At 65.9% G+C, this 26,411-nt stretch carries 9 protein-coding genes, 2 tRNA genes and 2 pseudogenes; 7 read left to right on the top strand and 6 right to left on the bottom strand.

Annotated features, from left to right (window positions below):
• Positions 1 to 76 precede the first annotated feature (76 nt).
• The 6 genes from ABL840_RS15975 to ABL840_RS15950 all read left to right on the top strand — a co-directional run bounded on the left by ABL840_RS15975 (position 77) and on the right by ABL840_RS15950 (position 4,677).
• A complete protein-coding gene (locus tag ABL840_RS15975; protein ID WP_093302509.1) occupies positions 77 to 1,759 on the top strand; it encodes an FAD-dependent oxidoreductase in 1,683 nt (560 codons plus the stop codon).
• 38 nt (positions 1,760 to 1,797) lie between these two features.
• Positions 1,798 to 2,067, top strand: coding sequence for a UBP-type zinc finger domain-containing protein (locus tag ABL840_RS15970; protein ID WP_093195558.1), 270 nt, complete (start codon positions 1,798 to 1,800; stop codon positions 2,065 to 2,067).
• A 109-nt stretch (positions 2,068 to 2,176) separates the two neighbouring features.
• Positions 2,177 to 2,881 carry a glutathione binding-like protein gene (locus ABL840_RS15965; RefSeq protein WP_093195559.1) on the top strand — a complete coding sequence of 235 codons (705 nt, stop codon included), beginning with the start codon at positions 2,177 to 2,179 and terminating at the stop codon, positions 2,879 to 2,881.
• A 35-nt stretch (positions 2,882 to 2,916) separates the two neighbouring features.
• A tRNA-Pro gene (locus tag ABL840_RS15960) sits at positions 2,917 to 2,993 on the top strand.
• Between the two features lie 187 nt (positions 2,994 to 3,180).
• A tRNA-Arg gene (locus ABL840_RS15955) sits at positions 3,181 to 3,257 on the top strand.
• A 181-nt stretch (positions 3,258 to 3,438) separates the two neighbouring features.
• Positions 3,439 to 4,677 (top strand): tyrosine-type recombinase/integrase, encoded by a 1,239-nt coding sequence (locus ABL840_RS15950; protein ID WP_093195560.1) that lies wholly within the window; start codon positions 3,439 to 3,441, stop codon positions 4,675 to 4,677.
• Positions 4,678 to 4,818: 141 nt separating this feature from the next.
• Here ABL840_RS15950 and ABL840_RS15945 read toward each other — a convergent pair whose 3' ends face one another.
• A complete protein-coding gene (locus ABL840_RS15945; RefSeq protein WP_256228139.1) occupies positions 4,819 to 5,010 on the bottom strand; it encodes a helix-turn-helix transcriptional regulator in 192 nt (63 codons plus the stop codon).
• 946 nt (positions 5,011 to 5,956) lie between these two features.
• Between ABL840_RS15945 and ABL840_RS15940 the strand changes: the two genes are divergently transcribed.
• Positions 5,957 to 6,769 (top strand): metallophosphoesterase family protein, encoded by an 813-nt coding sequence (locus ABL840_RS15940; protein WP_093195562.1) that lies wholly within the window; start codon positions 5,957 to 5,959, stop codon positions 6,767 to 6,769.
• Between the two features lie 49 nt (positions 6,770 to 6,818).
• Here ABL840_RS15940 and lpxA read toward each other — a convergent pair whose 3' ends face one another.
• From lpxA to ABL840_RS15915, 5 genes and pseudogenes are all read right to left on the bottom strand, one after another.
• On the bottom strand, positions 6,819 to 7,607 hold the full coding sequence (lpxA, locus tag ABL840_RS15935) for an acyl-ACP--UDP-N-acetylglucosamine O-acyltransferase (protein WP_176947489.1): 789 nt from the start codon (positions 7,605 to 7,607) through the stop codon (positions 6,819 to 6,821).
• Between the two features lie 157 nt (positions 7,608 to 7,764).
• A complete protein-coding gene (locus ABL840_RS15930) occupies positions 7,765 to 21,768 on the bottom strand; it encodes an SDR family NAD(P)-dependent oxidoreductase (RefSeq protein ID WP_418116305.1) in 14,004 nt (4,667 codons plus the stop codon).
• A 102-nt stretch (positions 21,769 to 21,870) separates the two neighbouring features.
• Positions 21,871 to 23,808 (bottom strand): beta-ketoacyl synthase N-terminal-like domain-containing protein, encoded by a 1,938-nt coding sequence (locus tag ABL840_RS15925; RefSeq protein ID WP_418116304.1) that lies wholly within the window; start codon positions 23,806 to 23,808, stop codon positions 21,871 to 21,873.
• A gap of 277 nt (positions 23,809 to 24,085) precedes the next feature.
• A pseudogene (locus ABL840_RS15920) lies at positions 24,086 to 24,880 on the bottom strand (beta-ketoacyl reductase); the annotation flags it as partial.
• Positions 24,881 to 25,658: 778 nt separating this feature from the next.
• Positions 25,659 to 26,408: pseudogene (locus tag ABL840_RS15915) on the bottom strand (polyketide synthase dehydratase domain-containing protein); the annotation flags it as partial.
• Positions 26,409 to 26,411: the final 3 nt, after the last annotated feature.

The raw sequence follows: 26,411 nt of genomic DNA, 5'->3' as shown, positions 1-26,411 counted from the left end.
CGCTACCGAAACGCCTGTAACCGCTCGGGCGGGCTTCGTCGTCTAATGCGGTGGTTTTTCGAAACGGAGTTTCCCCATGGCCACGACCAATGCCAACGGCACCGACAACAGCCGCCTCCACCAGACCTTCCCCGTACTCAGTGACACGGAGATTGCGCGCATTGCGCATTTCGGCACCGTGCAGCAGTTCGCGCGCGGCTCGAGGCTGTTCACTGCGGGGGAAACCGGCCCCGGCATGTTCGTGCTGCTGAAAGGCGTCGTCGCAGTAACGCAACGCGACGGTCTCGGCCACGTGGTTCCCATCGTCCGGCAGGGGCCGGGAGAGTTTCTGGCCGAAGTCGGCCAGCTGAGCGGCCGCCCTGCCCTGGTCGACGGCCATGCCGACGAAGACGTCGAGGCACTGCTCGTGTCCCCCGCGCAACTGCGGGCGCTGCTCGTCGCCGAAGCAGACCTGGGCGAGCGGATCACCCGCGCACTGATATTGCGGCGCGTGGCGCTGATCGAATCCGGCGCCAGCGGGCCGGTGCTGATCGGCCAGCCGCAGTCGCCCGACATGGCGCGGCTGGAAAACTTCCTGCGCCGCAACGGCTATCCATATCACCTGGTCGACGCCGCCGAAGACCCCGACGCCGCCGCGCTGCTCACGCAGTACGGCGCCTGCAAGCTGCTGGCCGTATGCCCCGACGGCTCCGTGCTGGTCAATCCGAGCGACGAAGCGCTGGCCCGCTGCCTCGGCATGGTCGATACCGCCGAGCGCAACGAACTCTTCGACGTGGCTGTCGTCGGCGCCGGCCCCGCCGGCCTGGCGACCGCGGTGTACGCGGCGTCCGAAGGACTGCGCGTGATCGTGCTCGACTGCCGCGCATTCGGCGGCCAGGCCGGCGCCAGCGCGCGCATAGAGAACTACCTGGGCTTTCCCACCGGCATCTCCGGTCAGGCGCTGGCGGGCCGCGCTTTCGTGCAGGCCCAGAAATTCGGCGTCGAGATGCTGATTCCGGCCAAGGTCGTCTCGCTCGACTGCTCCCGCAACAATCCGATGGACAGCTTGGCCATCGCGCTGGCCGACGGCCGCACGATCCACGCGCGCACGGTGGTCATAGCCAGCGGCGCGCGCTACCGCCGCCCCGACGTTCCACGTCTTGCCGAATTCGAAGGCCGCGGCATCTGGTACTGGGCCTCGGCGATCGAAGCGAAGATCTGCGCCAGCCAGGAGGTGGCGCTGGTCGGCGGCGGCAACTCGGCCGGCCAGGCTGCGGTGTTCCTGTCGCGCCACGCGGCGAAGGTCAACGTGCTGGTGCGCGGACCGTCGCTCGCGGCCAGCATGTCGCGCTACCTGATCGACCGCATCGAAGCCACGCCGAACATCTCGCTGCAGCCGTACACCGAGCTCATTCGCCTGCACGGCGGCTCCGACGAAGGGCTCACCGGCGCGACATGGCGCTGTCATACATCCGGCAACGAACATGACTGCGCGGCGCGCAACATCTTCCTCTTCGTCGGCGCAGAGCCCGAGACTTCATGGCTCGAGGGCTGCGGCGTGGCGGTCGACAAGCACGGCTTCGTGCTGACCGGCACGGCCGCCAGCCTCGGCTTTCCGGCCCGGCCCGCCGCGCCGCTCGAGTCGAGCGTGCCGGGCGTGTTCGCGGTGGGTGACGTGCGCTCGGGCTCGGTCAAGCGCGTGGGCGGCGCCATCGGCGAAGGCGCGGCGGCGGTCGCGTTGATTCACCAGCATCTGTCTCAGGCCTCGGCAGTGGCTTGAGGCACGACCAGTCACCCCGAACAACAAGGAGTCGAAAGTTGCCCATCAAGTCCTGCGAGCACGTGCCCACCGAGATCGCGCAGCCCCATGCACAGCATCAACGCGGCTGCGAAGACTGCCTGAAGACCGGCGACACCTGGGTGCACCTTCGCCTGTGCGTGCATTGCGGTCACGTCGGCTGCTGCGATTCGTCGAAGAACCGTCATGCGACGAGGCATTCGCACGCGGAAAGTCATCCCGTCATCCGTTCGCTCGAGCCGGGCGAAAGCTGGATGTGGTGCAACGTGCATGAAAGACAGGTCGGCTGAGACTTGGCCAGGCAGACGGCGAATTCCCGCGCCTGCGCGCGTTTGGAGTCGCACGTATAAGCTGGCGGGCTCCCATCAAACACAGCCCATCACCGGAGCGCCAGACAACATGCCCGCATCGCCCATCGAGGTCTACTCGTGGCCTACGCCGAACGGCCACAAGATTCACATCATGCTGGAGGAGTGCGAGCTGCCGTATCGCGCGCACCCCGTGAACATCGGCAAGGGCGACCAGTTCGCGCCCGACTTCCTGCAGATCAGCCCCAACAACAAGATCCCCGCCATCACCGACCCCGACGGTCCGGACGGCAAGCCGATCTCGCTCTTCGAATCGGGCGCCATCCTCGTCTACCTGGCAGGCAAGACCGGCAAGTTCCTGCCCACCGGCGACCGCGAGCGCTACGACGTGCTGCAGTGGCTGATGTTCCAGATGGGCGGCGTCGGCCCCATGCTCGGACAGGCGCATCACTTCCGCATCTACGCCCCCGAGAAGATCGCCTACGCGATCGACCGCTACAGCAACGAAGCCAAGCGCCTGTACGGCGTGATCGACAAGCAGCTGTCGAAGAACAAGTTCATCGCCGGCAAGAGCTATTCGATTGCCGACATCGCCATCTTCCCGTGGCTGCGCAGCTGGGAGAACCAGGGCATCACCCTCACCGACTTCCCTTATCTGAAGGACTGGTTCGACGGCATCGCCGCCCGCCCGGCCGTGCAGCGGGGTGTGAAAGTGCTGGCAGACCTGCGCCAGCCGATCACCGGCGACAAGGAGCGCGAGATTCTTTTCGGCAAGACGCAGTACCAGAAGCGCTGAAAGGCCCCTTATCCGGGCTAGAATAGAAGGCTTGTCGGGGTGTAGCGCAGCCTGGTAGCGCATCTGGTTTGGGACCAGAGGGTCGAAGGTTCGAATCCTTTCGCCCCGACCAAAAAAATCGAAATGCACACAGTCACGTAGCGGGCTGTGTGCATTTTTCGTTTTGGCTCCGAAGCAGAGTCGGCGATGCGCCTTGCAGAGCGAGTCGTGCCTTGGAACTGGGTAGAATCCGCCGCGGCCAGCCCGGAAGCAAAGGCGTCTAAGTCGTTGATTTTCCTGGCTTCTCTTCGGCCTCAAATCTGCCCGTAGCTCAGTTGGATAGAGCACCTGCCTTCTAAGCAGGTTGTCGGGGGTTCGATCCCCTCCGGGCAGGCCAAGCTTCATTCCCAAACCGTTCCAGATTGCCCCGAAACCCGCTCTCCTTCGAGGAGAAGCGGGTTTTTCTTTGCCCCAAGTCGGATCGAGGCATAGCATGTCTTGTCGGTATTTTGTCGGTACTTTTGCAGGTATCTGCCCTGCCACCGAAGCCAGATACCGACAGCAAGGAGAAAAACCCAATGCTGACAGACACTTTCGTGAGGCAGGTGAAGCACAAGGGCACCGAGATCGGCGAGCGCTATGCGGATGGTGGCGGCATGTACCTGCGCGTCAAATCGGCCGGCAAATACTGGCGTCTGGATTACCGCTTCAGCGGCAAGGCGAAGACGCTGGCCCTGGGCGTCTATCCTGCGGTCTCGCTCGCAAAGGCAAGGCAGCGGCGCGACAAGGCGCGTGAACTGCTCGCCGACAACGTCGACCCCGGGCTTGTAAAGCGCGCAGAGAAACTGTCCCGCGCGGTGGAAGCGGCCAACACCTTCGAAGCGTTAGCGCGGGAGTTCCACGCCACCAAGGCCAGCAGTTGGAGCACATCCTATTCGGAGCGCTGGCTGCGCATCATGGAAAAGGACCTGTTCCCCTACATCGGCAAGCTGCCCATCGCCTCGATCCAGGCCAAAGATCTTCTGCACGCGCTAAAGCGCACCGAGAGCCGGGGGGCCATCGAGACGGCCCACACCTTGCGCCAGTGTGCCGGACAAGTATTCCGGTATGGTGTGCAGACGGGCCGGTGCGCGAGCAATCCGGCGCCGGACCTGCACGGGGCGCTGCAGCCAGTGCTCACCAAGAGCATGGCCGCCGTCTTGGAGCCCCAGAAAGTGGGCGAACTGATGCGCGCCATCTATGGCTACAGCGGGCAGCCAATCACCCGTGCCGCCCTCCTCTTGTCCGCCCTGCTCTTCCAGCGCCCCGGCAACATCCGCGCGATGGAATGGACCTGGATCGACCTCGAAAACGCCATGCTCACCATCCCTGCGCAGGACATGAAGCGCAGGCTTCATGAAAAGCTCAATGGCCGTCCCCACTTCGTGCCACTGGCGAAGCAGGCACTGCAGACACTGGAGGAAATTGAGCCATTGACGGGGCATGGCAGGTACGTGTTCCCCAGCATCCGTACAGGAGAACGGCCTATGAGCGAGAACACCATAAACGCCGCGTTGCGGAGGCTGGGGTACACGAACGACGAAATGACCGCCCACGGATTTCGCGCTATGGCCCGCACAGTCATGGCGGAACAGCTGCACGGCATTTCGCCCGACGTCATTGAGGCACAGCTTGCTCACGGCAAGAGCGGACCACTGGGCGCTGCCTACGACCGCGCGGAGTTCATGGACAAGCGCAAGGACATGATGCAGCGCTGGGCGAATTACCTGGGCCAACTTGCCGCGAACGCACAAATCACGACGCTCAAGGCCGCCTAGCCGCAACTAGCCAAGACGTTCATTTTTTACGACAACGTCGAGACCTGGGGAGCACGCCCCTCCCGATGAGATGAAGTACGCGATCCATCCGACTACACCCGCGAGGTGTAGCGATGACAACGGATCGCCCGTACACGCCGCTCATTCAGCGCGTGTTCGTGAGTGATCCGTCCGTGAATATCCCTCCGGATCTTCGATCCAGCGCTGAAGCGCCGCCCGCGGCCATCCACAGGCGCGCCCGCCCAGATGCACTGGCGGAGGAAATTTACCTCCTGCAATCCTGCGATAGACGGTAGTGCGACTCAGAGCCGTGATGCGAATCACATCGGCCATGCGAAAAAACGCAGGACCTGTCACGGTCGAAGGAACAGCATCGCGGTGATCGGCATGAGGGTCGGAATGCATGACAAATCCTCAAAGTGGAGTTGGACTTTCAAGTCGCGGCTGTGCGTTCCCGCAAAGAGATCACTTTCATCCTGTGCTTGACTCGTATCACTGCCCACCCGGCGACAGCCTCCTTTCCCGTGGTCATCCTTCGCATGAATTTGTGCTGAGCGTGCGACGAAGCACGACGACAGACAACTGGCAAATCTGCTAGGTGCCCATGGGGCTTCAACGACGGCAAGTCGATAGCGTTGGCTGTCAATCTGTCGTTGAAATGACAAACAGCACGAGACCGAGAACTGCTCGGGCGGCACGGAAGAGGGATGCGAGCGAAAGCCTGAACTGAACTACCAGGAGGCAGTCGATGTCTTCGTACGAGGAGAGGATTCGAGTGGCCAGTTGTACATCTAACTCGGCAACGCGTGAGGACGACCATTCATCAGCGGGATTAAAAACAAGAAGGCCCTGAAAGGCGGTACAAGGGAATTCCGAGCAACGCCCTCGAGACCATGGTTGGCAGATCTGGGCACCCAAGGTATCCGAAGGCGTTGAAGCCAAGGATGCCCATAAGATGAACCACAGGAGAGTGGTAATCGGGGAACAGCTTCGTAGAATCAGACGAGGACCAGAGACCGCCTAGTCCCGACACTAGTCCGCAATCCGTCTCGTACGAGATGGGCTTCCCCTGGTCCGTATTCAGTCGGCACGTGATCAAGGTTCGGTCGGCGCGCATTCCCAACGAAGCGCCGTCGGAAACGAGGACAGGAAGAACAGACCAAGCTCGCATGGCACGGAACAACATTCGATCACTACCGCCGTCCGCAACCGAGGACATCTGGCTGGCCTTCCTCTCGACGCTGACAACGCTCGAACACTTGAGTGCAAGCAACGTCTGATGAAACTCTTCGCGATCAGCGACCTTCATCTCGGCTACGCCCAGAATCGCGACGCCATCGCCGTCATCGACCCGCGTCCGGACGACTGGTTGATCCTCGCGGGCGACATCGGCGAAACCTCGGAGCACCTCGAACTGGCATTCGAAGTGCTGTCGACGCGCTTCAGGAGGCTGGTCTGGGTGCCGGGAAACCACGAGCTATGGACCGTCCCCTCGCTGGGCGCTTCCTTGCGCGGCAACGAGAAATACCACCAACTGGTCGACCTTTGCCGGCGCTACGGCGTACTCTGCCCTGAGGATCCCTATCCGGTCGTCACGTTCGGTACGGAGCGCGTGCGGATCGTTCCCCTGTTCCTGCTCTATGACTACAGCTTCCGTCCGCCCGGCATGCCGCTGGCGTCCGCGGTCGAATGGGCCGCCAGTCATCGCGTGGTCTGTGCTGACGAAGATCTTCTGCACCCCGAACCGTACCCCGACATCGTCACCTGGTGCAACGCCCGCTGCGACGAAGCCGAAGCCCGGCTGCAGGCTTGCGCGGACGGAACACCCACCGTCCTGATTAATCACTTCCCTCTGCGGAAGGACCTGGTCTGGCTGCCGAGGCACCCTGAGTTCATTATCTGGTGCGGTACCGAACGCACGAGGAATTGGCATCTGCGATTCAATGCCAGCATCGTCGTCTCGGGCCACCTTCACATGCGCTCAACGATGCACAGGGACGGTGTGCGCTTCGAAGAGGTCTCTCTCGGAAACCCTGGCCAATGGGCGCCGTACACGACGCCGAATCTGTGCGTTCGAGAAATCATCGGCTGACGTGCGGGCGGGACGGCAATCCACCGACCGCCCACGGCTGCCGGTGAGCTCAAGCGCCCAACTTAGCGATGCCCGTTTGTGAACCGGCGACGAAACTCGCGATCTCGCGGAGATCGGGATCGTCCGGACTCGCATCGGCCAGGACCTGAGCGGCACTTTGCAACGATGCGGGTGACTTGAACAATTCACGCATCGCGCTCTTGATTCGACGTATACGCTCGGCATCGAAGCCTTTGCGCTCGAGTCCGATGGTATTGACGACACGGATCACCGCCGGATTGCCTTCCGCGATCATGAAAGGAAGAATGTCCTTGGTGACCTTGTTGATGGCCCCAATGAACGAATATTTTCCCAGCCGCACGAACTGGATGACACCGGTCATGCCGTTGACCGTCGTGTAGTCATCGATTTGCACGTGCCCGGCCAGCTTGGAGCCGCATCCCAGCACAACATGACTGCCGATACGGCAGTCGTGGCCCACATGACTGTCCGATAGGAAGGTGCTGTTGTCGGCGATGCGCGTCGTTGCTCCGTCGTCAGTCGCCGAGTTCACCGTGCAATATTCCCGAAAGACATTGCCGTTGCCGATCTCGACGTGCGTCACGGAGCCTCGCTGGAATTTCATGTCTTCCGTACGCCCCCCAATGCAGGCATATGGAAAAAATTCGTTACCTGCTCCGATGCTCGTCAAGCCGACCAGCGATACATGCGAGTGGAGTATGTTGCCGTCACCCAGCCGCACGTCCTTGCCGACATGGCAATACGGCCCGATGACGCAGTCCGAACCCACGACCGCGCCGTCCTCGATGATGGCCGTCGAATGAATTTTCAAGCTCACTACCCTATCCTCAATGGTTGCTTAGTGGTTAAGTTCTCGACCCCTCGTAATACGCGAGCCAATCAAATGCCGTCGAGTTGGTTTTCGATCAAACACCATTTTCCGTGGAACGCCTCCCGGAGGCAGCCACGGCAGCGCTCGTCGATAGACATGGGAATCAAGCAAAAGACAACGACTTTCGTGCGAACGGGTAACTCGGCAGCGAGAGCCGGATTGCACGCTTTCCTTCGGACAGCTGCGCCCACGGGACGTCAATCCCCATTTGCCACAACCCCGCCAAGCCGTTTATGTCCCGGTCCTCCAGCAAGGTCTTCGACACCTGCCGCCCCACGTTTCCGGACATTATCTTCCTGAGACGATTCACCGCATCGACGCTGTCCTCGGACGAGGGCCCGGCATTTGGATCCGAGGCGCCTTGTTCGAGGGTGCCCTCCAATTTCGCAATCAACTCGTCGACCGTCCGCACGACGGCGGCCCACCGGTACCTCATGTGCGTCCGGCGCAACTGCAAGGTGTAGGCAAGGTCACCGATCGGGATGTCAGGGTTTCGCCTCGCGTAGATGAGGAATTGCTCGATGACGGCTTGCAATTGTTCGGCCGTATGGGCGGACAGCAGGATCGCCTCCTCCCTATCGCCCAACGCCTCCTCTGCCGGCTGTTCCTGAAGCGACGGAGCATATTCTTCGACCACCATGCTCACGCACGAGCCTCCGGCTCCGAACGTGTTGATCAGCGCTCGACGCGGGAGGGGGAGCGATCCGTCTCTGGCGTCGATCCGGTGCGGCGCCCAGTCCATCAAGCGGCGCGCAAGGCCGATCGAATTCAGATCCTCCCTGATCTCTCCGACCTCGACGATCGGTGCGATTTTCTTGTTCATCATCTGGAGGACGACTTTGGTCAGCTGCGCAATTCCAGATGCAGCCTCCGGATGACCGATGTTCGACTTCACGGACCCGATCACGCAAGATTCCTGGATGTACCGTCCGCTAGAGAAGACCTTGCGGAGCACCGCCGCCTCCACGTCATCCACGATCGGAACACCGTTCGATGTCGCCTCGACATACGTAATTGGCACCTCCTCGGAATTCGACGATCGCAGAACGGACTCCACCAACCGCTCTTGTGAGACGACATTCGGCGTCCCGTACGAAATTGATCGACCCGCATGGCGACTTTCGATGCCCTTGACGACCGCCAGCACAGCATCCCCGTCTTCCACGGCCCGATGCAGCGGCTTGAGGATGACCGCCCCGACGCACTCGGACGGCAGGTAGCCGTCGCCGCTCGAGAAGCTTCGACTGCCAGGATGGCTTCCGATCATGTTCAACTGGCTCAGCGCGATGTACTTGTCCTGATGCAGGGACAAATTGACTCCGCCAGCGATCGCGAGCGTGCAGACCCCTTCCGCCAAGTCCCTGCAGGCGAGGTGAATGGCCGTGGCCGCGGACGACGACATGGTGTCGACGACCACGCTCGGCCCCTCGAACCCGAAAACATGGGAGGTCCTGTTCGCGATCGACGCGCTCGATGAGATGAACATGTGCGACGACAGCGATGCCTTGCGGGCGTCATCGTCCGGCCAGGTGCCATCGGAGACCTGATGCTTGTACATCGAGCCCACGTAGACGCCGACATTGCTCTCGTACTTTGAGGAGATCTGCTCACGGGTCACGCCGGCGTTCTCGAGGGCGTGATAGGCCGTCTGCAGGAACAGGCGCACCTGCGGATCCACGATCAGCGCCTCGTCATGCGAAATGTTGAAAAAGTCGCTGTCAAACTCGTGCACGCCATCGATGAACCCGCCCCATTTGCCGTGGGTCTTGCCCTGCCTTGCTTTCTCGGGATCGAAGTAGTGGCTGTGGTCCCAGCGATCGGACGGCACTTCGGTCACGCAATCCACGCCTTCTGCCAAGTTGTGCCAGAACTCATCGAGCGTGCGGGCTTGCGGATAGCTGCCGCTGATGCCGATGATGGCAATATCCAGCGGACCGCCGGTCTCTGCACGGGGCAGCACGGGGGCAGACTCCGGGTTAGCCAAGGCCTTCTCTTGAGGCACATCCGCCGCTCGTGCAAACCGAGCATGATGGGCCCGGCGGGGGGCACCTGGCATGGTCTCGGCGGGTGTCGGATCGGCTTCGCCCGCTGGTGGCCGGGATTGCCCCCCCAGCTTCCCGGCCAATTCCGCCCGGTGCTCGTGCATCAGATGCTTACCCAGTCCGGCCAGCGTCGGATGCTCGAAAAAGACCGTTGGCGTCAGCTCCAACCCGTACTTCTCGTTGATGGCGTTGGCGAACGCCGTCAACGTGATGGAGTCGAAGCCGAATTCGCTCAGCTCAGCCTCTGGGTCGACCTCAATCGGATCGAGCTTCAAGAGTTCCGAGACTGCCTGAACCAAAGAAGACTGTAGCTTCTCGGCGAAGTAATCGCCACTGCGAACCTCGGCCGCCGCTGGTTCGACAGGTCGTGGCGGTACCTCGTCCCGTGCCGGCAACGGACGCGCGCGAGAGGGTGGACGGGGAGCGTCGGACGCCACCTCGACCTCCGCCAGTGCGGTCTCGACTACCGGTGTCCGAGCTTTCACCCCCAGGCGGCTGGCCAACTCCGCCCCGTGCTCGCGCAGCAGATGCCCGCTCAGCCTCGCCAAGGTCGGATGCTCGAAGAAGACCGTCGGCGTCAGCTCCAACGCGTATTTCTCGTTGATGACGTTGGCAAACGCTGTCAGCGTGATGGAGTCAAAGCCAAACTCGCTCAGCTCTGCCTCTGGATCAACCTCTTCCGCCTTGAGTTTCAACAATTCCGAGACGCCTCGCACCAGCGAAGACTGCAGCGTTTGCTCAAGCGTGTCGCCGGTCGCAGCCTTGGCCGCCGCGGCTGTGCGGACTGGTGCCGGGGGCAATGCCGCTTCTAGCGCCGGCGTCCGGCGCGATGGCGTGGCGGCCACTGCTGCATGCTGTCGCACGACCCCGTCACTTCGGCCCACCAAGATCTGCTGGCCCAGTCCGTGTGCCAACGCCGCCGGATGGCGCACGTCCTTGAACCCCTCGGCCCCAAGCAATCGCAGCCAGATCTCTGGCGTGAGGGCCGGCGAGCCGGGAATCCGCAGTGAGACGTCCTCGGATTGCCACCACCCCTCCAGCAGCCCGAAGGTCAGCTGCAGGAACAGGCTGTTGGAGGACATCTCGTTGATCAGCACCACCCCGTTCGCCTTCAGCAGCGCCTTGGTGTTACGCACGGTGCGCCGGATTTCCCTGGTCGCGTGCAACACGTTCGTGGCGATCACCATGTCGTAGCGGCCGACCTCGACGCCCTGCTCCGCCAGGGACCGCTCGACGTCGAAGATCCGGGTCTTCAGGTACGGGGCCTTTGCGCGGTACTGCTTCTCGGCGTACAACAGGAACGCCTTCGACACGTCGGTGTAGCAGTACTCCTCGATGTGCGCGGCATAGGGCGCCAGCCGATCGAACAGCATCGCACTGGTCGCGCCCGTTCCCGCCCCGATCTCGAACAGACGCAGCTTCGCCTGCGGGTCCTGGGCCAGCCGCGCCTTCACCGCCGCAACCAGGCTTTCCGCCAGCACCTCGTTGAAGTAGTCCGAGACTTCGTTGTCGCGGTAGATGCCCTCCACCAGTTCCATTGAACCGTTCGGGAACAACACCTCCGTCGCCGCGCGCTGTCCTCGAAGAATGTCCGGCAGCGCTCGCAGGGCCACGTCCACGAACCGGACCTGAGCGCGGTACCCCGAGTCGACCTGGAGCTTATAGGCGTCCCAGCGCGACCACAGATCGTCCCGGTCCGAGGCCTTCGAAGCGAGCACCTTCAGCACGTCGCCTTCACGCGCCAGATACCCGCGCTTCTCCAGCACGCCCAGACTCTCGACGAGCCATCGCCCGTACAGCGACGGCAGACCCACCTGGGCTTTCCACGCCCCGACGTCAGTCACCGGCTGCGCGAACAACCCCAGCTCATGGAATTGGCACCGCAGGAGTTCAGCCAGCATGCCTTCGAGTTCTTCCTTCATCTCCGCCGGCATGCTCGGCGGGAGCTCGAGCGCAGACTCCCGTGGCAGCGCCTGCATCACCGCTCCCGTCGCCGGCACGACCTGCTGGGAACGCCCCGCGACGACGCCGAGCGCCTGTGCGAGCGCCGGCTGCGTCGTCTTGATGTAGATCACCTGGGGCACCGGCGATGCCAGCAACCGCTCCAGCACATCCATCGCCTCCGGCGGCTCGATCGAGTCGACGCCGATCCGGGCCATCTGATCTCGATACGCGGGCGAAGCAACTGCCCCTACACTGCCCCAGAAGGCCCAGCTGACCACCTTCACCTCGCACGACCACATCCGCGAGAGTGCCTGCGCATAACTGTCCGTGAACGTACAACCCGCGGAATAGTTGCTCTGGCCAGGCCCCTTGCTGACGCTCAGGATCGAGGAGAGGAACAGGACGAAGTCAAGCGCCTCCCGCCCGAACACCTCCGCCAGACGCACGCTCACGTCGACCTTGGACGCGAGACTGCCGACGAAGGTCTTCTCCTCCATCCGCATCAGGCTCTGGTCCTGCAGCACCAGCACCGAGTGCACCACCCCATGGATGACCCCGAAGCGCTCCTTGATCGCCTCGTACGCGGCCTGCAGCAAGACATGGTTCGTCGCATCCGCCGACAGGTAGTACGGCGCAGGCCCCAGCGTCCCAAGCCGCGCACGCTTGGCCTCGATGGCTTCGTCCTCCGGGCGCCGTCCGATCCAGATCACCTGAGCCTGGTACTCGCGGATCAGGTACTCGCTGAAGACTTCCCCGATGCCGCCCGCACCACCCAGCAGCACGTACACCCCGCCTCGGCGATAGCCTTGGCGCGCCGGCGCAGGCAGCGTGCTCGACACGAGCTCCTGCCGGTACCACTCGCCGTGGCGACAGGCCAGCGCGTTGCCCTGCGCATCCGCGGGCAAGGCCAGCACCTCGTCCAGCGACCACTCCTGCCCGGCGGGAACGTCCACGAGACGCACTCGCCAGTTCGGGTGCTCCTTGGCCAGCGAGCCCACGAGGCCATGCACCGCCGCATGCGCCGGCAGCACCTCGTCGCTCTCGTCCACAGCAACGGCCTGTTGCGTCACGATCGTCAGCCCCAGCGCCTTGCTGCCATGACCGGCCGAGAACAGCGCCTTGACCAGGCGGAAGCAGGCCAGCACGCCCTGCTGCTGCGCCCCGATCATCTCCTGGCTGATCAGCCCCACCTCCGCGCCCGACGGCACGAACCACAGCACGTGCGAGAACGGTGCCCGCTCCTTCAGCTGCGCCGCCATCTCCTCGATGCTCCACGGCTCGGCCGGACGCAGGCACTGCGCCTGCGCATACCGCGACAGGCACGCCTGCTGCTGCGCATCGCTGCCTCCCACCACCAGCACCCGCTCCTCCTGCGAAGGCCAGCGCATACCCGTCGAGGGCGTGCACACGACCCAGTCCGCAACCAGCGTCAGCTGACCAACCGGCATGGCCGCCATCGCCGGTGCGACCGGCGGCGACGCCGGCTTCGTCGGCGCCGCCTGCCCCAGCACACGGCTGCTGAAGCCACGCAGTTGCACGCACACCCGACCTTCGGCGTCCACCAGCGACACGTCCAGCTTCAGCACCGCGTCGCCGATCGTGCTGCCCGTGCTCTGGCGCACCACCGCCACCGCCTTCTCCGGCACCGCCCCGTACAGCTCCACCGCCTCCACCGCAAACGGCAGCGACAGCTTGTCCTGGGGATGTGCGAGAACCAATCCCATCGACGCCTGCAACACGCCATCCAGCAGACTTGGAGGCAGCACGAAAGCCTTGGATGACTCGCTCACCTTGGACGGCAGCGCCAACTCGCCCACCGCCAGCAGCCGACCCGCCTCGTCCTGACCCACCCGGACTTCCATCAGCGACTGGAAGGCCGGGCCGTACGCCAGACCCATCCGCGCGAACTCCGCATAGCACGCCTCGGACGCGAACACCTGCGGGCACTGTGCACGCAGCCGCCCCAGGTCCTCGAGCGGCGCATCCGCCGCCACCGCAACCCGCGCACGCCCCTGCGCATGCACCCGCGCCTCCTCCTCGCCCGCGACCTGGGTGTACACCTCGAAGCTCACCAACCCACCGTCCTGCGGCACCAGCGCAATGTGCACCTCCACCGGCGCATTACCCACCACCACAGGCTGCGCGAACACCACCTGCTCCAGCCGCACGTCCCGCGCCTGCGACGCCGCGAGCTCCAGCGCCTGCACCACCGCCGCGCGCGCAAGCTCCAGGTACGCAACCCCGGGCAGCACCCGCTGCCCCTTCACCACGTGGTCCGCAAGGAAGAACTCCTCCCCCGTGAACACCGAACTGAAGCGCTGCACGACCAGGCTCGAGGTGTTGCGGTGCACGAGCGGATGCAGCCGCTCGCTGACGAGATTCCCCGACGTGGCCGCCGCCAGCTCTTCCGGCACCCAGTACCGTTCCCTGGCGAACGGATAGGTCGGCAAGCTGATCCGCCTCGGCGTCACTTCGCCGTCGTACAGCCGCGCCCAGTCGAACGCCAGTCCCCGCACCCACAGCTCGACGAGCTTGTGCAGCTTGCCCTTGGACAGCCACGCATCGATGGTGCGCCCCATGTCCTCGTCTGCCAGTGCGGACAGGCCTTCCTTGCCACGCTTGGCCTCGCCACAGTGAAGCCCATCGACATTCCGGTCACCCGCAAGGTATTGACTCAGCTTCGCCTTGAGCTCCTCCAGCGTGCTCACCACGCACGCCAGCCTCACCTCCATCGCCTCGCGCCCCACCTGCAGCGTGTACGCAATGTCCGCAAGATCCTCGTCCGTGCACCCCTGGCGCTCCACATGCGACAGCAGCCGATGCACCGCCTCGCGCAGCCGCTCCTCGCGCCGGGCCGACAGCACCACCACGGCCGGGCGCTGCGGCGTCACCGCCACCCTCGCCCGCGCAGGCTCGGCAGCCCGGTACTCCTGCACGATCACGTGCGCGTTCGATCCCCCGGCACCGAACGACGAGATCCCCGCGATGCGCGGATACTCCCGCTGCGGCTCCCCCGCCAGACTGACCTGCGGACGCTTCCACTCGCCCAGCGTGCGCTGCACCACGAAGGGTGTGCGCGCAAAGTCGATGTTCGGGTTCAGCTCCTCGCTGTGCAGGCTCGGCACCAGCTGGCCGTGCTTGAGCTGCAGCAGCACCTTCGTCAGCCCCGCGATCCCCGCCGCACTCTCGCAATGCCCGATGTTCGACTTCGCCGAGCCGATCGCGCAGTACTGCCTGTCCTGCGTCTGAGCTCCGAACGCCTTGCTCAAACCCGCAACCTCGATCGGGTCGCCAAGCGCCGTGCCCGTCCCGTGCGCTTCGACGTAGCTGATGGTGCGCGGGTGCACGCCCGCCTTGCGCAGTGCATCCTCGATCAACTCTCCCTGCGCCTGCGGGTTGGGCACCGTGTAGCCGTTGGTCTTCCCACCGTGGTTGATCGCCGTGCCCTTGATCACGCCGTAGATCCGGTCGCCGTCGGCCACCGCGCGCGCCAGCGGCTTGAGCAGCACCGCGCCCACGCCCTCGCCTGGCACGTAGCCGTCGCCTCCCGTCCCGAAGCTCATGCAGCGCCCGTTGCTCGCGGCGAACTGCCCCTGGGACAGCGTCAGGTACTTGTTCGGGTGCACCGTCACGTTCACGCCGCCGGCCACGGCCAGCTCGCAACTCCCGTTGCGCAGGCTGTCGCAGGCCAGGTGGATCGCCGTCAGCGACGACGAGCACATCGTGTCCATCGCCAGGCTCGGGCCGTGGAAATTGCAGAAATACGAGACCCGGTTGGCGATCGACGAAGGACTGCCTCCGAGCGCAACGCCCGGCTCCATCTGCGCACCGTAGAGCTGGTACTCCTCGTACATCACGCCCACAAACACACCAACACTACCGCTCGGACCCGTGTCCCGTGCCCTTCCAGCCAGGTCTTGTCGGGTGTAACCGGCATCCTCCATCGTCTCGTACACGCATTGCAGGAACAGCCGCTCCTGCGGATCCATCACCACGGCTTCGCGCGGAGAGATGTTGAAGAACAGCGGATCGAACCGATCCACGCCATCGACGAACCCGCCCCACTTGCTGTAGGACTTGCCCAGCTTCCCCTTCTCGGGGTCGAAGTAGCGGCTGTGATCCCAGCGCTCCGCCGGCACCTCCGTCACGCAGTCCACGCCGTGCGCGAGGTTGTGCCAGAACTCCTCGAGCGAGTTCGCCTGCGGATAGCGCCCGCTGAGGCCGATGATGGCCACATCGAGTGCACCCCCGGCCGTCGTCGGGACCTCCTCCCTGGAGACCGCCGCAAAGCGCGGCCGCCCGCGCCTTCCCGCAGCGGTCGCCTTGCCGGGCGGCGGTTCTGCCGCCGCCGCCGATCGATCGGATCGCGCAGCCTGCGCGCTGCCGCCAAGGCCCAGCAACCCGATCAGCTGGCCTCGGTGCTGCTTGATGAAGTAGCCCGCCAGTTCCGCAATGCTCTGGTACTCGAAGAACAGCGTCTTCGAGAGTGTCCCGAAGTCCTCCTCGAGCACGTTCGTCATCTGGGTGACCATCACCGAATCAACCCCGTAGCGCTCCAGCGCCGCCTCGGCATCGACCCGATCCTCCGATAGCTCCAGCGTCGCCCCGAAGAGGCGCACCAGATGACGGACCGTGCGCTCCTTCAGGACATCGGCCGGCATCACCGAGCCGTCCACCTCGATCGGTCCAGCGTCCGCCTCGGGCGCCGAAGCGACCGGCTTGCGGATCCTGAGCCCCTCCTGCTCGATGCGGCTGCGCTCACCCGAGAGCACCGTCACCCGAGGCGTCCCCTCCAGCGACAGCGCACGCGCCAGCGCCGACAGCCCCTCCGGCGTCCCCAGCGGCACCAACCCTGCGCTGCGCCACAGTCGATCCCGCGTCGCCGCATCCACCCGCATCCCGCCCTCGGCCCACAGCGGCCACGCCATCGACAGCGTGCGACCCGAGCACTCGCCCGCCTGCACCGCAGCCGCACGCAGCGCCGCGTGCGCATCCAGGAACGCGTTGGCCGCCGCGTAGTCCGTCTGGCCCACGTTCCCCAGCATGCCCGCAGCCGAGGAGAAGCTGACGAACACCTCCAGCGGCTGATCTCGCGTCGCCGCATCCAGCGCCAGCACTCCCGCCACCTTCGGTGCGAGCACCGCACGCAACTCGCTCTCCGTCTTCTTCACAAGGAAGCTGTCGCGCAGCACCCCGGCCGTGTGGATCACGCCCGTGAGCCCACCGTGTGCCTGGACCACCTCCCGCACACATGCGGCCACCGCCTCGGCATCCGTCACGTCCACCTGCCGGTACACCACGCGCGCGCCCAGCGCCTCCAGCTGCCGCAGCTGCTGCAGCTTCTCGGCACCCAGCACCGAACGCCCCGTCAGCACCAGCGTCACATCCGACACCGCCGTCGCGATCGCCTTGCCGAAGATCAACCCGAGGCCCCCGGCACCACCACTGATCAGGTACACGCCCCCGCGCTTCCACGGCGTCGGCACCAACGCCTGCGCCTGCTCGGCATCCTCGCGCACCTCCTCCAGGCGCATCACCTCGCGCGTCGCTGCCCGATAGCGCACGTCCTCCTCGAACGCCTGCGCCTCGGCGCTCACACACTGCGCCAGGGCCTCGCCCCCAAGCGAAGGCTCCACCCCAAGCACCTGGATCACCAGCTTGGGTGACTCCTGGCGCGCACTCTTCAACATCCCGCCCAGCCCCGCCAGCAGCGCCCCTTCTCCACTCGCGGGCACCACCAGTTGCACGCGCACCCAGCCCGACGGCTTCTCCGAGAACATGGCCTGCAGATACGCCAGCAACTGCGCGGCGTAGCCGCCGTAGCGCGTCGACAGATCCGCGCCCTCGGCGCTCAGGTGCAGGCACCGCGCCTGCGGCAACGCCGCCTTCAGCGCAGCCCCCGCATCGCCACCCACCTCGCACAGCACCACCCAATGCGCGCCATAGGACACCGGCTCAGCCGCCGGCAGTTGCGCCTCCTGCCACGTCGGGCGCAGCAGCAGCGTCTCCACCTCGCCCTTCGCATGCGCAGGCGCCGCAGCCTGCCCGGCAACGCTGTCCAGCACGCGGCTGCTGAAGCCGCGCAGTTGCACGCACACCCGACCTTCGGCGTCCACCAGCGACACGTCCAGCTTCAGCACCGCATCGCCGATCGTGCTGCCCGCGCTCTGGCGCACCACCGCCACCGCCTTCTCCGGCACCGCCCCGTACAGCTCCACCGCCTCCACCGCGAACGGCAGCGACAGCCTGTCCTGCGGCTGCGCCAGCGCCAGTCCCATCGACGCCTGCAACACGCCATCCAGCAGGCTTGGAGGCAGCACGAAAGCCTTGGATGACTCGCTCACCTTGGACGGCAGCGCCAACTCGCCCACCGCCAGCAGCCGACCCGCTGCATCCTGCCCCACCCGGACTTCCATCAACGACTGGAAGGCCGGGCCGTACGCCAGCCCCATCCGCGCGAACTCCGCATAGCAGGCCTCGGATGCGAACACCTGCGGGCACTGCGACCGCAGCCGATCCAGGTCCTCGATCGGCGCATCCGCCGCCGCCGCAACCCGCGCTCGCCCCTGTGCATGCACCCGCGCCTCCTCCTCGCCCGCGACCTGGGTGTACACCTCGAAGCTCACCGACCCACCGTCCTGCGGCACCAGCGCAATGTGCACCTCCACCGGCGCATTACCCACCACCACAGGCTGCGCGAACACCACCTGCTCCAGCCGCACGTCCCGCGCCTGCGACGCCGCGAGCTCCAGCGCCTGCACCACCGCCGCGCGCGCAAGCTCCAGGTACGCAACCCCGGGCAGCACCCGCTGCCCCTTCACCACGTGGTCCGCAAGGAAGAACTCCTCCCCCGTGAACACCGAGCTGAAGCGCTGCTCGGCCAAGCTCGAGGTGTTGCGGTGCATCAGCGGATGCAACTGCTCGCTGACAGGGTTCTTCGCGAAAACCGCCCCCGGTACCGATGACGCCTGTGCTTGCGCTTGCGGCTTCTGCATCTGCGGCACCCAGTACTGTTCTTTGGCGAACGGATAGGTCGGCAAGCTGATCCGCCTCGGCGCCACTTCGCCGTCGTACAGCCGCGTCCAGTCGAACGCCAGTCCCTGTGCCCACAGCTCGACGAGCTTGTGCAGCTTGCCGCGCGCCACCCACTTGCCGATCGCCTCCTGCAGCTCCTCATCCGTGCTGAAGACGCCCCATGCATCCTTGTCGCGCTTGAGCTCCCCGCGATAAAGACCTTCGACGCTCTTCTCGCCTGCCAGGTACTGCGACAGCTTGGCCTTGAGCTCCTCCAGCGTGCTCACCACGCACGCCAGCCTCACCTCCATCGCCTCGCGCCCCACCTGCAGCGTGTACGCAATGTCCGCAAGATCCTCGTCCGTGCACCCCTGGCGCTCCACATGCGCCAGCAACCGCTGCACCGCCTCGCGCAGCCGCTCCTCGCGCCGGGCCGACAGCACCACCACGGCCGGGCGCTGCGGCGTCACCGCCACCCTCGCCCGCGCAGGCTCGGCAGCCCGGTACTCCTGCACGATCACGTGCGCGTTCGATCCCCCGGCACCGAACGACGAGATCCCCGCGATGCGCGGATACTCCCGCTGCGGCTCCCCCGCCAGACTGACCTGCGGACGCTTCCACTCGCCCAGCGTGCGCTGCACCACGAAGGGTGTGCGCGCAAAGTCGATGTTCGGGTTCAGCTCCTCGCTGTGCAGGCTCGGCACCAGCTGGCCGTGCTTGAGCTGCAGCAGCACCTTCGTCAGCCCCGCGATCCCCGCCGCACTCTCGCAATGCCCGATGTTCGACTTCGCCGAGCCGATCGCGCAGTACTGCCTGTCCTGCGTCTGAGCTCCGAACGCCTTGCTCAAACCCGCAACCTCGATCGGGTCGCCAAGCGCCGTGCCCGTCCCGTGCGCTTCGACGTAGCTGATGGTGCGCGGGTGCACGCCCGCCTTGCGCAGTGCATCCTCGATCAACTCTCCCTGCGCCTGCGGGTTGGGCACCGTGTAGCCGTTGGTCTTCCCACCGTGGTTGATCGCCGTCGCCTTGATCAAGCCGTAGATCTGGTCGCCATCGGCCTCCGCAAGCGAGAGCCGCTTCAGGAACAGCACCCCTACGCCCTCGCCCGGCACGTAGCCATCGCCTCCCGCACCGAAGCTTCTGCACAGCCCCTCCGTCGAGAGCATTCGAACTGCAGACATGGTGAGGTAGTTCGACGGATGGAGATTCAAGTTCACGCCGCCGGCGAGCGCCACCTCGCATTCGCCTCGCAGCAGATGCTCGCAGGCCTCGTGGATCGCCGTGAAGGAGGCCGAGCACATCGTGTCCAGCGGCATGCTGGGGCCGTGGAAGTCGAACAGGTACGACACCCGGTTGGCCACCGAGCTGAACGAGGTCTGCGGCAGCGCCTGCGTGCCCTGCCGCCTCAGCTCCGGCCCGTACAACTCGTGGCCGATCTTCGTGATCCCGGCATAGACGCCCACCCGTCCCTTGTGCAGCGCCGCCAGTCGCGCACGCGTGTAGCCCGCGTCCTCCAGCGCCTCCCAGCACGCCTGCACGAACAGACGCTCCTGGGGATCCATGGTCTCGGCCTCGCGCGGCGAGATCCCGAAGAACAACGGATCGAACTCGGCGAATCCTTCCAGGAATCCGCCCCACTTCCCGTAGCTCTTGCCCTGTGCCGCGGCCTGGTCCGGGTCCGGGTGATAGAAACCCTCCAGCGACCAGCGCTCCGACGGAATCTCGCCGATGCAATTCACGCCCTGCTTGAGGTTCTCCCAGAAGGCCTCCAGCGTCGCAGCCTTCGGATACCGCCCGCCCAGACCCACGATGGCAATGGGTTCCCGATCAGCTTGCCGACTGCCACAGGTAGCGCGCGATGCACGGCGCATCCGATCCATTTCCGGCCAATTGCTCTCTGCCTCGACAACGACCTGCGCCTTCCGGACACCGCTCCACTGCGCACACGTCTGCGGGTACTCGGCCGCCAAGTAGCCGGCCAGGGCACTCAGCGTCCGGTACTCGAAGAGCAGTGTCTTGGGGATTTCTTCGCCGAAGATCCCGTTCAGTGCCAGATTGAGCTGGGACACCATCACCGAGTCAATCCCGTAACGCTCCAGCGCCTCCTCGGGATCGATCCTGTCCGCGTCGATCTTCGCCACCTTGGAGAACAGCGTCAGGAGGCGGTGCAGCACCCTCTCCTGCAGCACCTGCTGATCCTCTGCTAGCTCGGCAGCCGACTCCAGGCGCCCGGCGTGCAGCGGCGCTGCCCACGCCTCCTGCTCGAGAGGGCTCCGGTCACCCGAGGTCGCTGTCACCTGGAGTCGCACGCACACCCGGCCCTGCACGTCCGCCAGCGACACGTCGAGCTTCAGCACCGCATCGCCGGCCGAACCTCCCGCGTTTTGCCGCACCAGTGCAATGGCCTGTACTGGCACCGGGCCGAACACCTCCACCGCGTCCACCGTCTCCCCAGCAAACGGCAGAGACGGCCCGTCCTGCGATCGCGAGAGGAACAACCCCATTGACGCCTGGAGCGCTCCGCCCAGCAGGCTCGGAGGCAATGCGAAAGCGCCCAGCGGGTCGCTCGCCTGCGCAGGCAGATTCAACGCACCCATCGCCAGCGGCCGACCTGCAGTGTCCCGTCCCACGCGGACCTCCGCCAACGCCCGAAACGTCGGCCCGTAGACCAACCCCATCCGCGCCAGGCCCTCATAGCAGTCCTCGGCCGAGAACACCTGCGGGCACAACGCACGCAGACCTTCCAGATCCTCGACCGGCGCCTCCACCGGCGCAAGAACCCGAGCCTGTCCCTTCGCATGCACGCGCGCCTCATCCTCGTCCGACGCCTGGGTGTACACCTCGAAGCCGATCGCTTCGCCTTCGTGCGGCTGCAGCGCGATGTGCACCTCTACCGGCGCTTCGCCTACCACCACCGGCTGCGCGAAGACCACCTGCTCCAGCCGCACCCCCAGCGCCTGCGGCGGCGCGAGTTCCAGCGTCTGAACCACCGCCGCCCGCGCCAACTCGAGATACGCCACCAGCGGCAGCACCCGCCGTCCCTGGATTACGTTGTCCGCAAGAAAAAACTCTTCTCCCGTGAACACCGAACTGAAATGCTGCATCATGAATTGTTCTCCATGGTCCGGCCAAGCCGGAATCAATTGATCAATACGATCTCCGCGTGGCGACCGCGACGGATCCGACGTCGACATCTCAATCGCCACCGGCTATTCCTGTACCGCAAGCGCCAACGCTGCGTCCGCGCTCAAGGCCCCGATCTCGATCTCCGCCAGCAAGGACTCCCACCGCCGAAGCTGCGCGTCGTCCTCGAGCTTCGCAATGGGCCTTGACGGCAGTCCGCTGTCGTTTGACATCGGCCAATAGCGTTCCTTTGCGAACGGATAGGTCGGCAGGCTGATCCGCCTCGGCGGCACATCGCCGTAAAGCCCCGTCCAGTCGAACGCCAGTCCTCGCACCCACAGCTCGACGAGCTTGTGCCACTTGCCGCGCGCCACCCACTTGTCGACCGCTTCCTGCAATTCTTCGTCGGTACCGAAGACGGCCAAGGCATCCTTGTCGCGCCGGGCGGTGCCCCTGTAGAGCCCGTCGATGCCCTTCGCTTCCGCCAGGTACTGCGCCAGCTTGGCCTTGAGCTCCTCCAGCGTGCTCACCACGCACGCCAGCCTCACCTCCATCGCCTCACGCCCCACCTGCAGCGTGTACGCAATGTCCGCAAAATCCTCGTCCGTGCACCCCTGGCGCTCCACATGCGCCAGCAGCCGATGCACCGCCTCGCGAAGCCGCACCTCCTGCTTCGCCGACAGCACCACCACGACCGGACGCTGCGGCGTCACCACTACCTTTGCCCGATCGGCAGACCGGTACTCCTGCAGCACCACATGGGCGTTCACCCCGCCCACACCGAACGAGCTCACGCCCGCCCGCCGCGGCAGCTCGCGACCCGCGTCGTCCCGCAGCGCCACCCACTCCCGCGACTCCTGCACCACGTAGAACGGACTGCCCGAGAGATCGATGTACGGATTGATCTCCTTCGCATGCAGACTCGGCACCAGCGTGCGGTGCTTGAACTGCAGCAGCACCTTCACGATGCCCGCCACACCTGCGGCGAGCTCCAGGTGCCCGATATTGGTCTTCACCGACCCCAGGCCGCAGTACCCCGTGGGCAGCGCCTCGCCCTGCGCCGCCGCCTGGAACGCGCTCTTCAGACCCTGGATCTCGATCGGGTCGCCCAGCGGCGTGCCCGTGCCATGCGCCTCGATGTAGCTCACGCTGCGCGGGTCGACCTGCGCCTGCTCGAACGCCGACCTGATCAGCGCCGCCTGCGCCTTCGGGTTCGGCGCCGTCAGCGAGTTCGCACGGCCCCCGTGGTTCTCCGCGCTGCCCAGGATCAGCCCGTAGATGTGGTCGCCATCGGCCTGCGCCTTGGACAGCGGCTTGAGCATGAGCATCCCCACGCCCTCGCCACGCACGTAGCCGTTCGCCTCCTTCGAGAACGTCTTGCAGCGCCCGTCCGGGCTGAGCATTCCCGCCTTGGTGAAGCTCACGTGCGCCTCCGGGCTGACCAGGGTGTTCACGCCACCGACGATCGCCTGCCCGCATTGGCCCGTGCGCATCGCCTGCACCGCTCGGTGCACCGCCACCAGCGAGCTCGAGCACGCCGTCTCGATCGGCTCGCTCGGCCCGTGCAGGTTGAGCAGGAAGCTCACGCGGTTCGGGCCGATGGAGCTCAGCGCACCGGTGCTGGAATAGCCCTCGATCGGCTCCCCCGCCTGGGCCAGCAGACCGCTGTAGCCACTGCCGGCCGTCCCCACGAAGATCCCGGTGTCCGTGCCGCTCAGTTGCGCAGGCGCATAGCCAGCGTCCTCGATCACCCGCCAGACGTAGGTCATCAGCAGCCGCTGCTGCGGATCCATCGCCGCCGCCTCGCGCGGCGAGATCCCGAAGAACAGCGGATCGAACTCGGCAATCCCATCGATCACGCCCGCGTGACGGATGTTGGTCTTGTTCACCTCCTTGGCCGGATCGCCGTACAACCGCGACCAGTCCCAGCGGCTGCCCGGTATCTCGCCGATGCAGTCGCGCCCGCTCGCCAGGTTCGCCCAGAAGTCCTCCAGATCCTCCGCCTGCGGGAACGCCCCGCTCACGCCGATGATCGCGATCGGCTCCGGCTTGACAGGAACCGCGGCCGCGGCCGGGGCCGCTGCATGTCTTTCGGGGGCATCGCAGGCGCCTGCGCGAAGCGCACGCGCTGACTGCGTCCCATCGGCAGCGCCGCGGAGACCGAAGCGTCCGACAGCTCGGGGGCAGTCGCTCGCACCGTATCCCCAGCTGCTTGGCCAACACCGTCCGGTACTCGTGCAGCAGATGCTCGCTCAGCCCCGCGAGAGTCGGGTATTCGAAAAGCACCGTCGGTGTCAGTTCCAGCCCGTACATGCCGTTGATGACATTGGCGAAGGCCGTCAGGGTGATCGAATCGAAGCCGAACTCGCTCAGCTCCGCCTCCGGATCGATGTCCTCCGACTCGAGCTTCAGCAGGTCCGAGACCGCACGCACCAATGACGACTGCAGCTTCTGCTGGAGTTCGTCGTCAATTCCTTTCCGGCCCGCTTCTGATTCGTCAGCCGGTGCCGCTTCCCGCTTCAGCAGTCGGCGAGATGACGAGGCAATCGCCACGGCCAGCGACTGTCGCTCCCGCTCGCCCGAGAGCACCGTCACCCGAGGCGTCCCCTCCAGCGACAGCGCACGCGCCAGCGCCGACAGCCCCTCCGGCGTCCCCAGCGGCACCAACCCTGCGCTGCGCCACAGTCGATCCCGCGTCGCCGCATCCACCCGCATCCCGCCCTCTGCCCACAGCGGCCACGCCATCGACAGCGTGCGACCCGAGCACTCGCCCGCCTGCACCGCAGCCGCACGCAGCGCCGCGTGCGCATCCAGGAACGCGTTGGCCGCCGCGTAGTCCGTCTGGCCCACGTTCCCCAGCATGCCCGCAGCCGAGGAGAAGCTGACGAACACCTCCAGCGGCTGATCTCGCGTCGCCGCATCCAGCGCCAGCACTCCCGCCACCTTCGGTGCGAGCACCGCACGCAACTCGCTCTCCGTCTTCTTCACAAGGAAGCTGTCGCGCAGCACCCCGGCCGTGTGGATCACGCCCGTGAGCCCACCGTGTGCCTGGACCACCTCCCGCACACATGCGGCCACCGCCTCGGCATCCGTCACGTCCACCTGCCGGTACACCACGCGCGCGCCCAGCGCCTCCAGCTGCCGCAGCTGCTGCAGCTTCGGCACCCAGCACCGAACGCCCCGTCAGCACCAGCGTCACATCCGACACCGCCGTCGCGATCGCCTTGCCGAAGATCAACCCGAGGCCCCCGGCACCACCACTGATCAGGTACACGCCCCCGCGCTTCCACGGCGTCGGCACCAACGCCTGCGCCTGCTCGGCATCCTCGCGCACCTCCTCCAGGCGCATCACCTCGCGCGTCGCTGCCCGATAGCGCACGTCCTCCTCGAACGCCTGCGCCTCGGCGCTCACACACTGCGCCAGGGCCTCGCCCCCAAGCGAAGGCTCCACCCCAAGCACCTGGATCACCAGCTTGGGTGACTCCTGGCGCGCACTCTTCAACATCCCGCCCAGCCCCGCCAGCAGCGCCCCTTCTCCACTCGCGGGCACCACCAGTTGCACGCGCACCCAGCCCGACGGCTTCTCCGAGAACATGGCCTGCAGATACGCCAGCAACTGCGCGGCGTAGCCGCCGTAGCGCGTCGACAGATCCGCGCCCTCGGCGCTCAGGTGCAGGCACCGCGCCTGCGGCAACGCCGCCTTCAGCGCAGCCTCCGCATCGCCACCCACCTCGCACAGCACCACCCAATGCGCGCCATAGGACACCGGCTCAGCCGCCGGCAGTTGCGCCTCCTGCCACGTCGGGCGCAGCAGCAGCGTCTCCACCTCGCCCTTCGCAGGCGCAGGCGCAGGCGCCGCAGCCTGCCCGGCAACGCTGTCCAGCACGCGGCTGCTGAAGCCGCGCAGTTGCACGCACACCCGACCTTCGGCGTCCACCAGCGACACGTCCAGCTTCAGCACCGCATCGCCGATCATGCTGCCCTCGCTCTGGCGCACCACCGCCACCGCCTTCTCCGGCACCACCCCGTACAGCTCCACCGCCTCCACCGCGAACGGCAGCGACAGCCTGTCCTGCGGCTGCGCGAACACCAGCCCGATCGACGCCTGCAGCGCCCCGTCCAGCAAGCTCGGCGGCAACACGAACGCGGCCGGATCCGTGCCCTGCGACGGCATCTGCACGTCACCCAGCGCCATCGGTCGACCCGCCGCGTCCTGACCCACCCAGACTTGCGCCAGCACCCGGAACGCCGGGCCGTATTCCAGCCCCATCCGCGCGAACTCCGCATAGCACGCCTCGGACGCGAACACCTGCGGGCACTGTGCACGCAGCCGCCCCAGGTCCTCGAGCGGCGCATCCGCCGCCACCGCAACCCGCGCACGCCCCTGCGCATGCACCCGCGCCTCCTCCTCGCCCGCGACCTGGGTGTACACCTCGAAGCTCACCAACCCACCGTCCTGCGGCACCAGCGCAATGTGCACCTCCACCGGCGCATTACCCACCACCACAGGCTGCGCGAACACCACCTGCTCCAGCCGCACGTCCCGCGCCTGCGACGCCGCGAGCTCCAGCGCCTGCACCACCGCCGCGCGCGCAAGCTCCAGGTACGCAACCCCGGGCAGCACCCG

It is taken from the genome of Variovorax sp. NFACC27 (genome assembly GCF_048301545.1).
Taxonomy (GTDB): domain Bacteria; phylum Pseudomonadota; class Gammaproteobacteria; order Burkholderiales; family Burkholderiaceae_C; genus Variovorax; species Variovorax gossypii.
The sequence above is the reverse complement of the archived record's forward strand: the minus strand, read 5'-3'. Positions and strand labels throughout refer to the sequence as shown.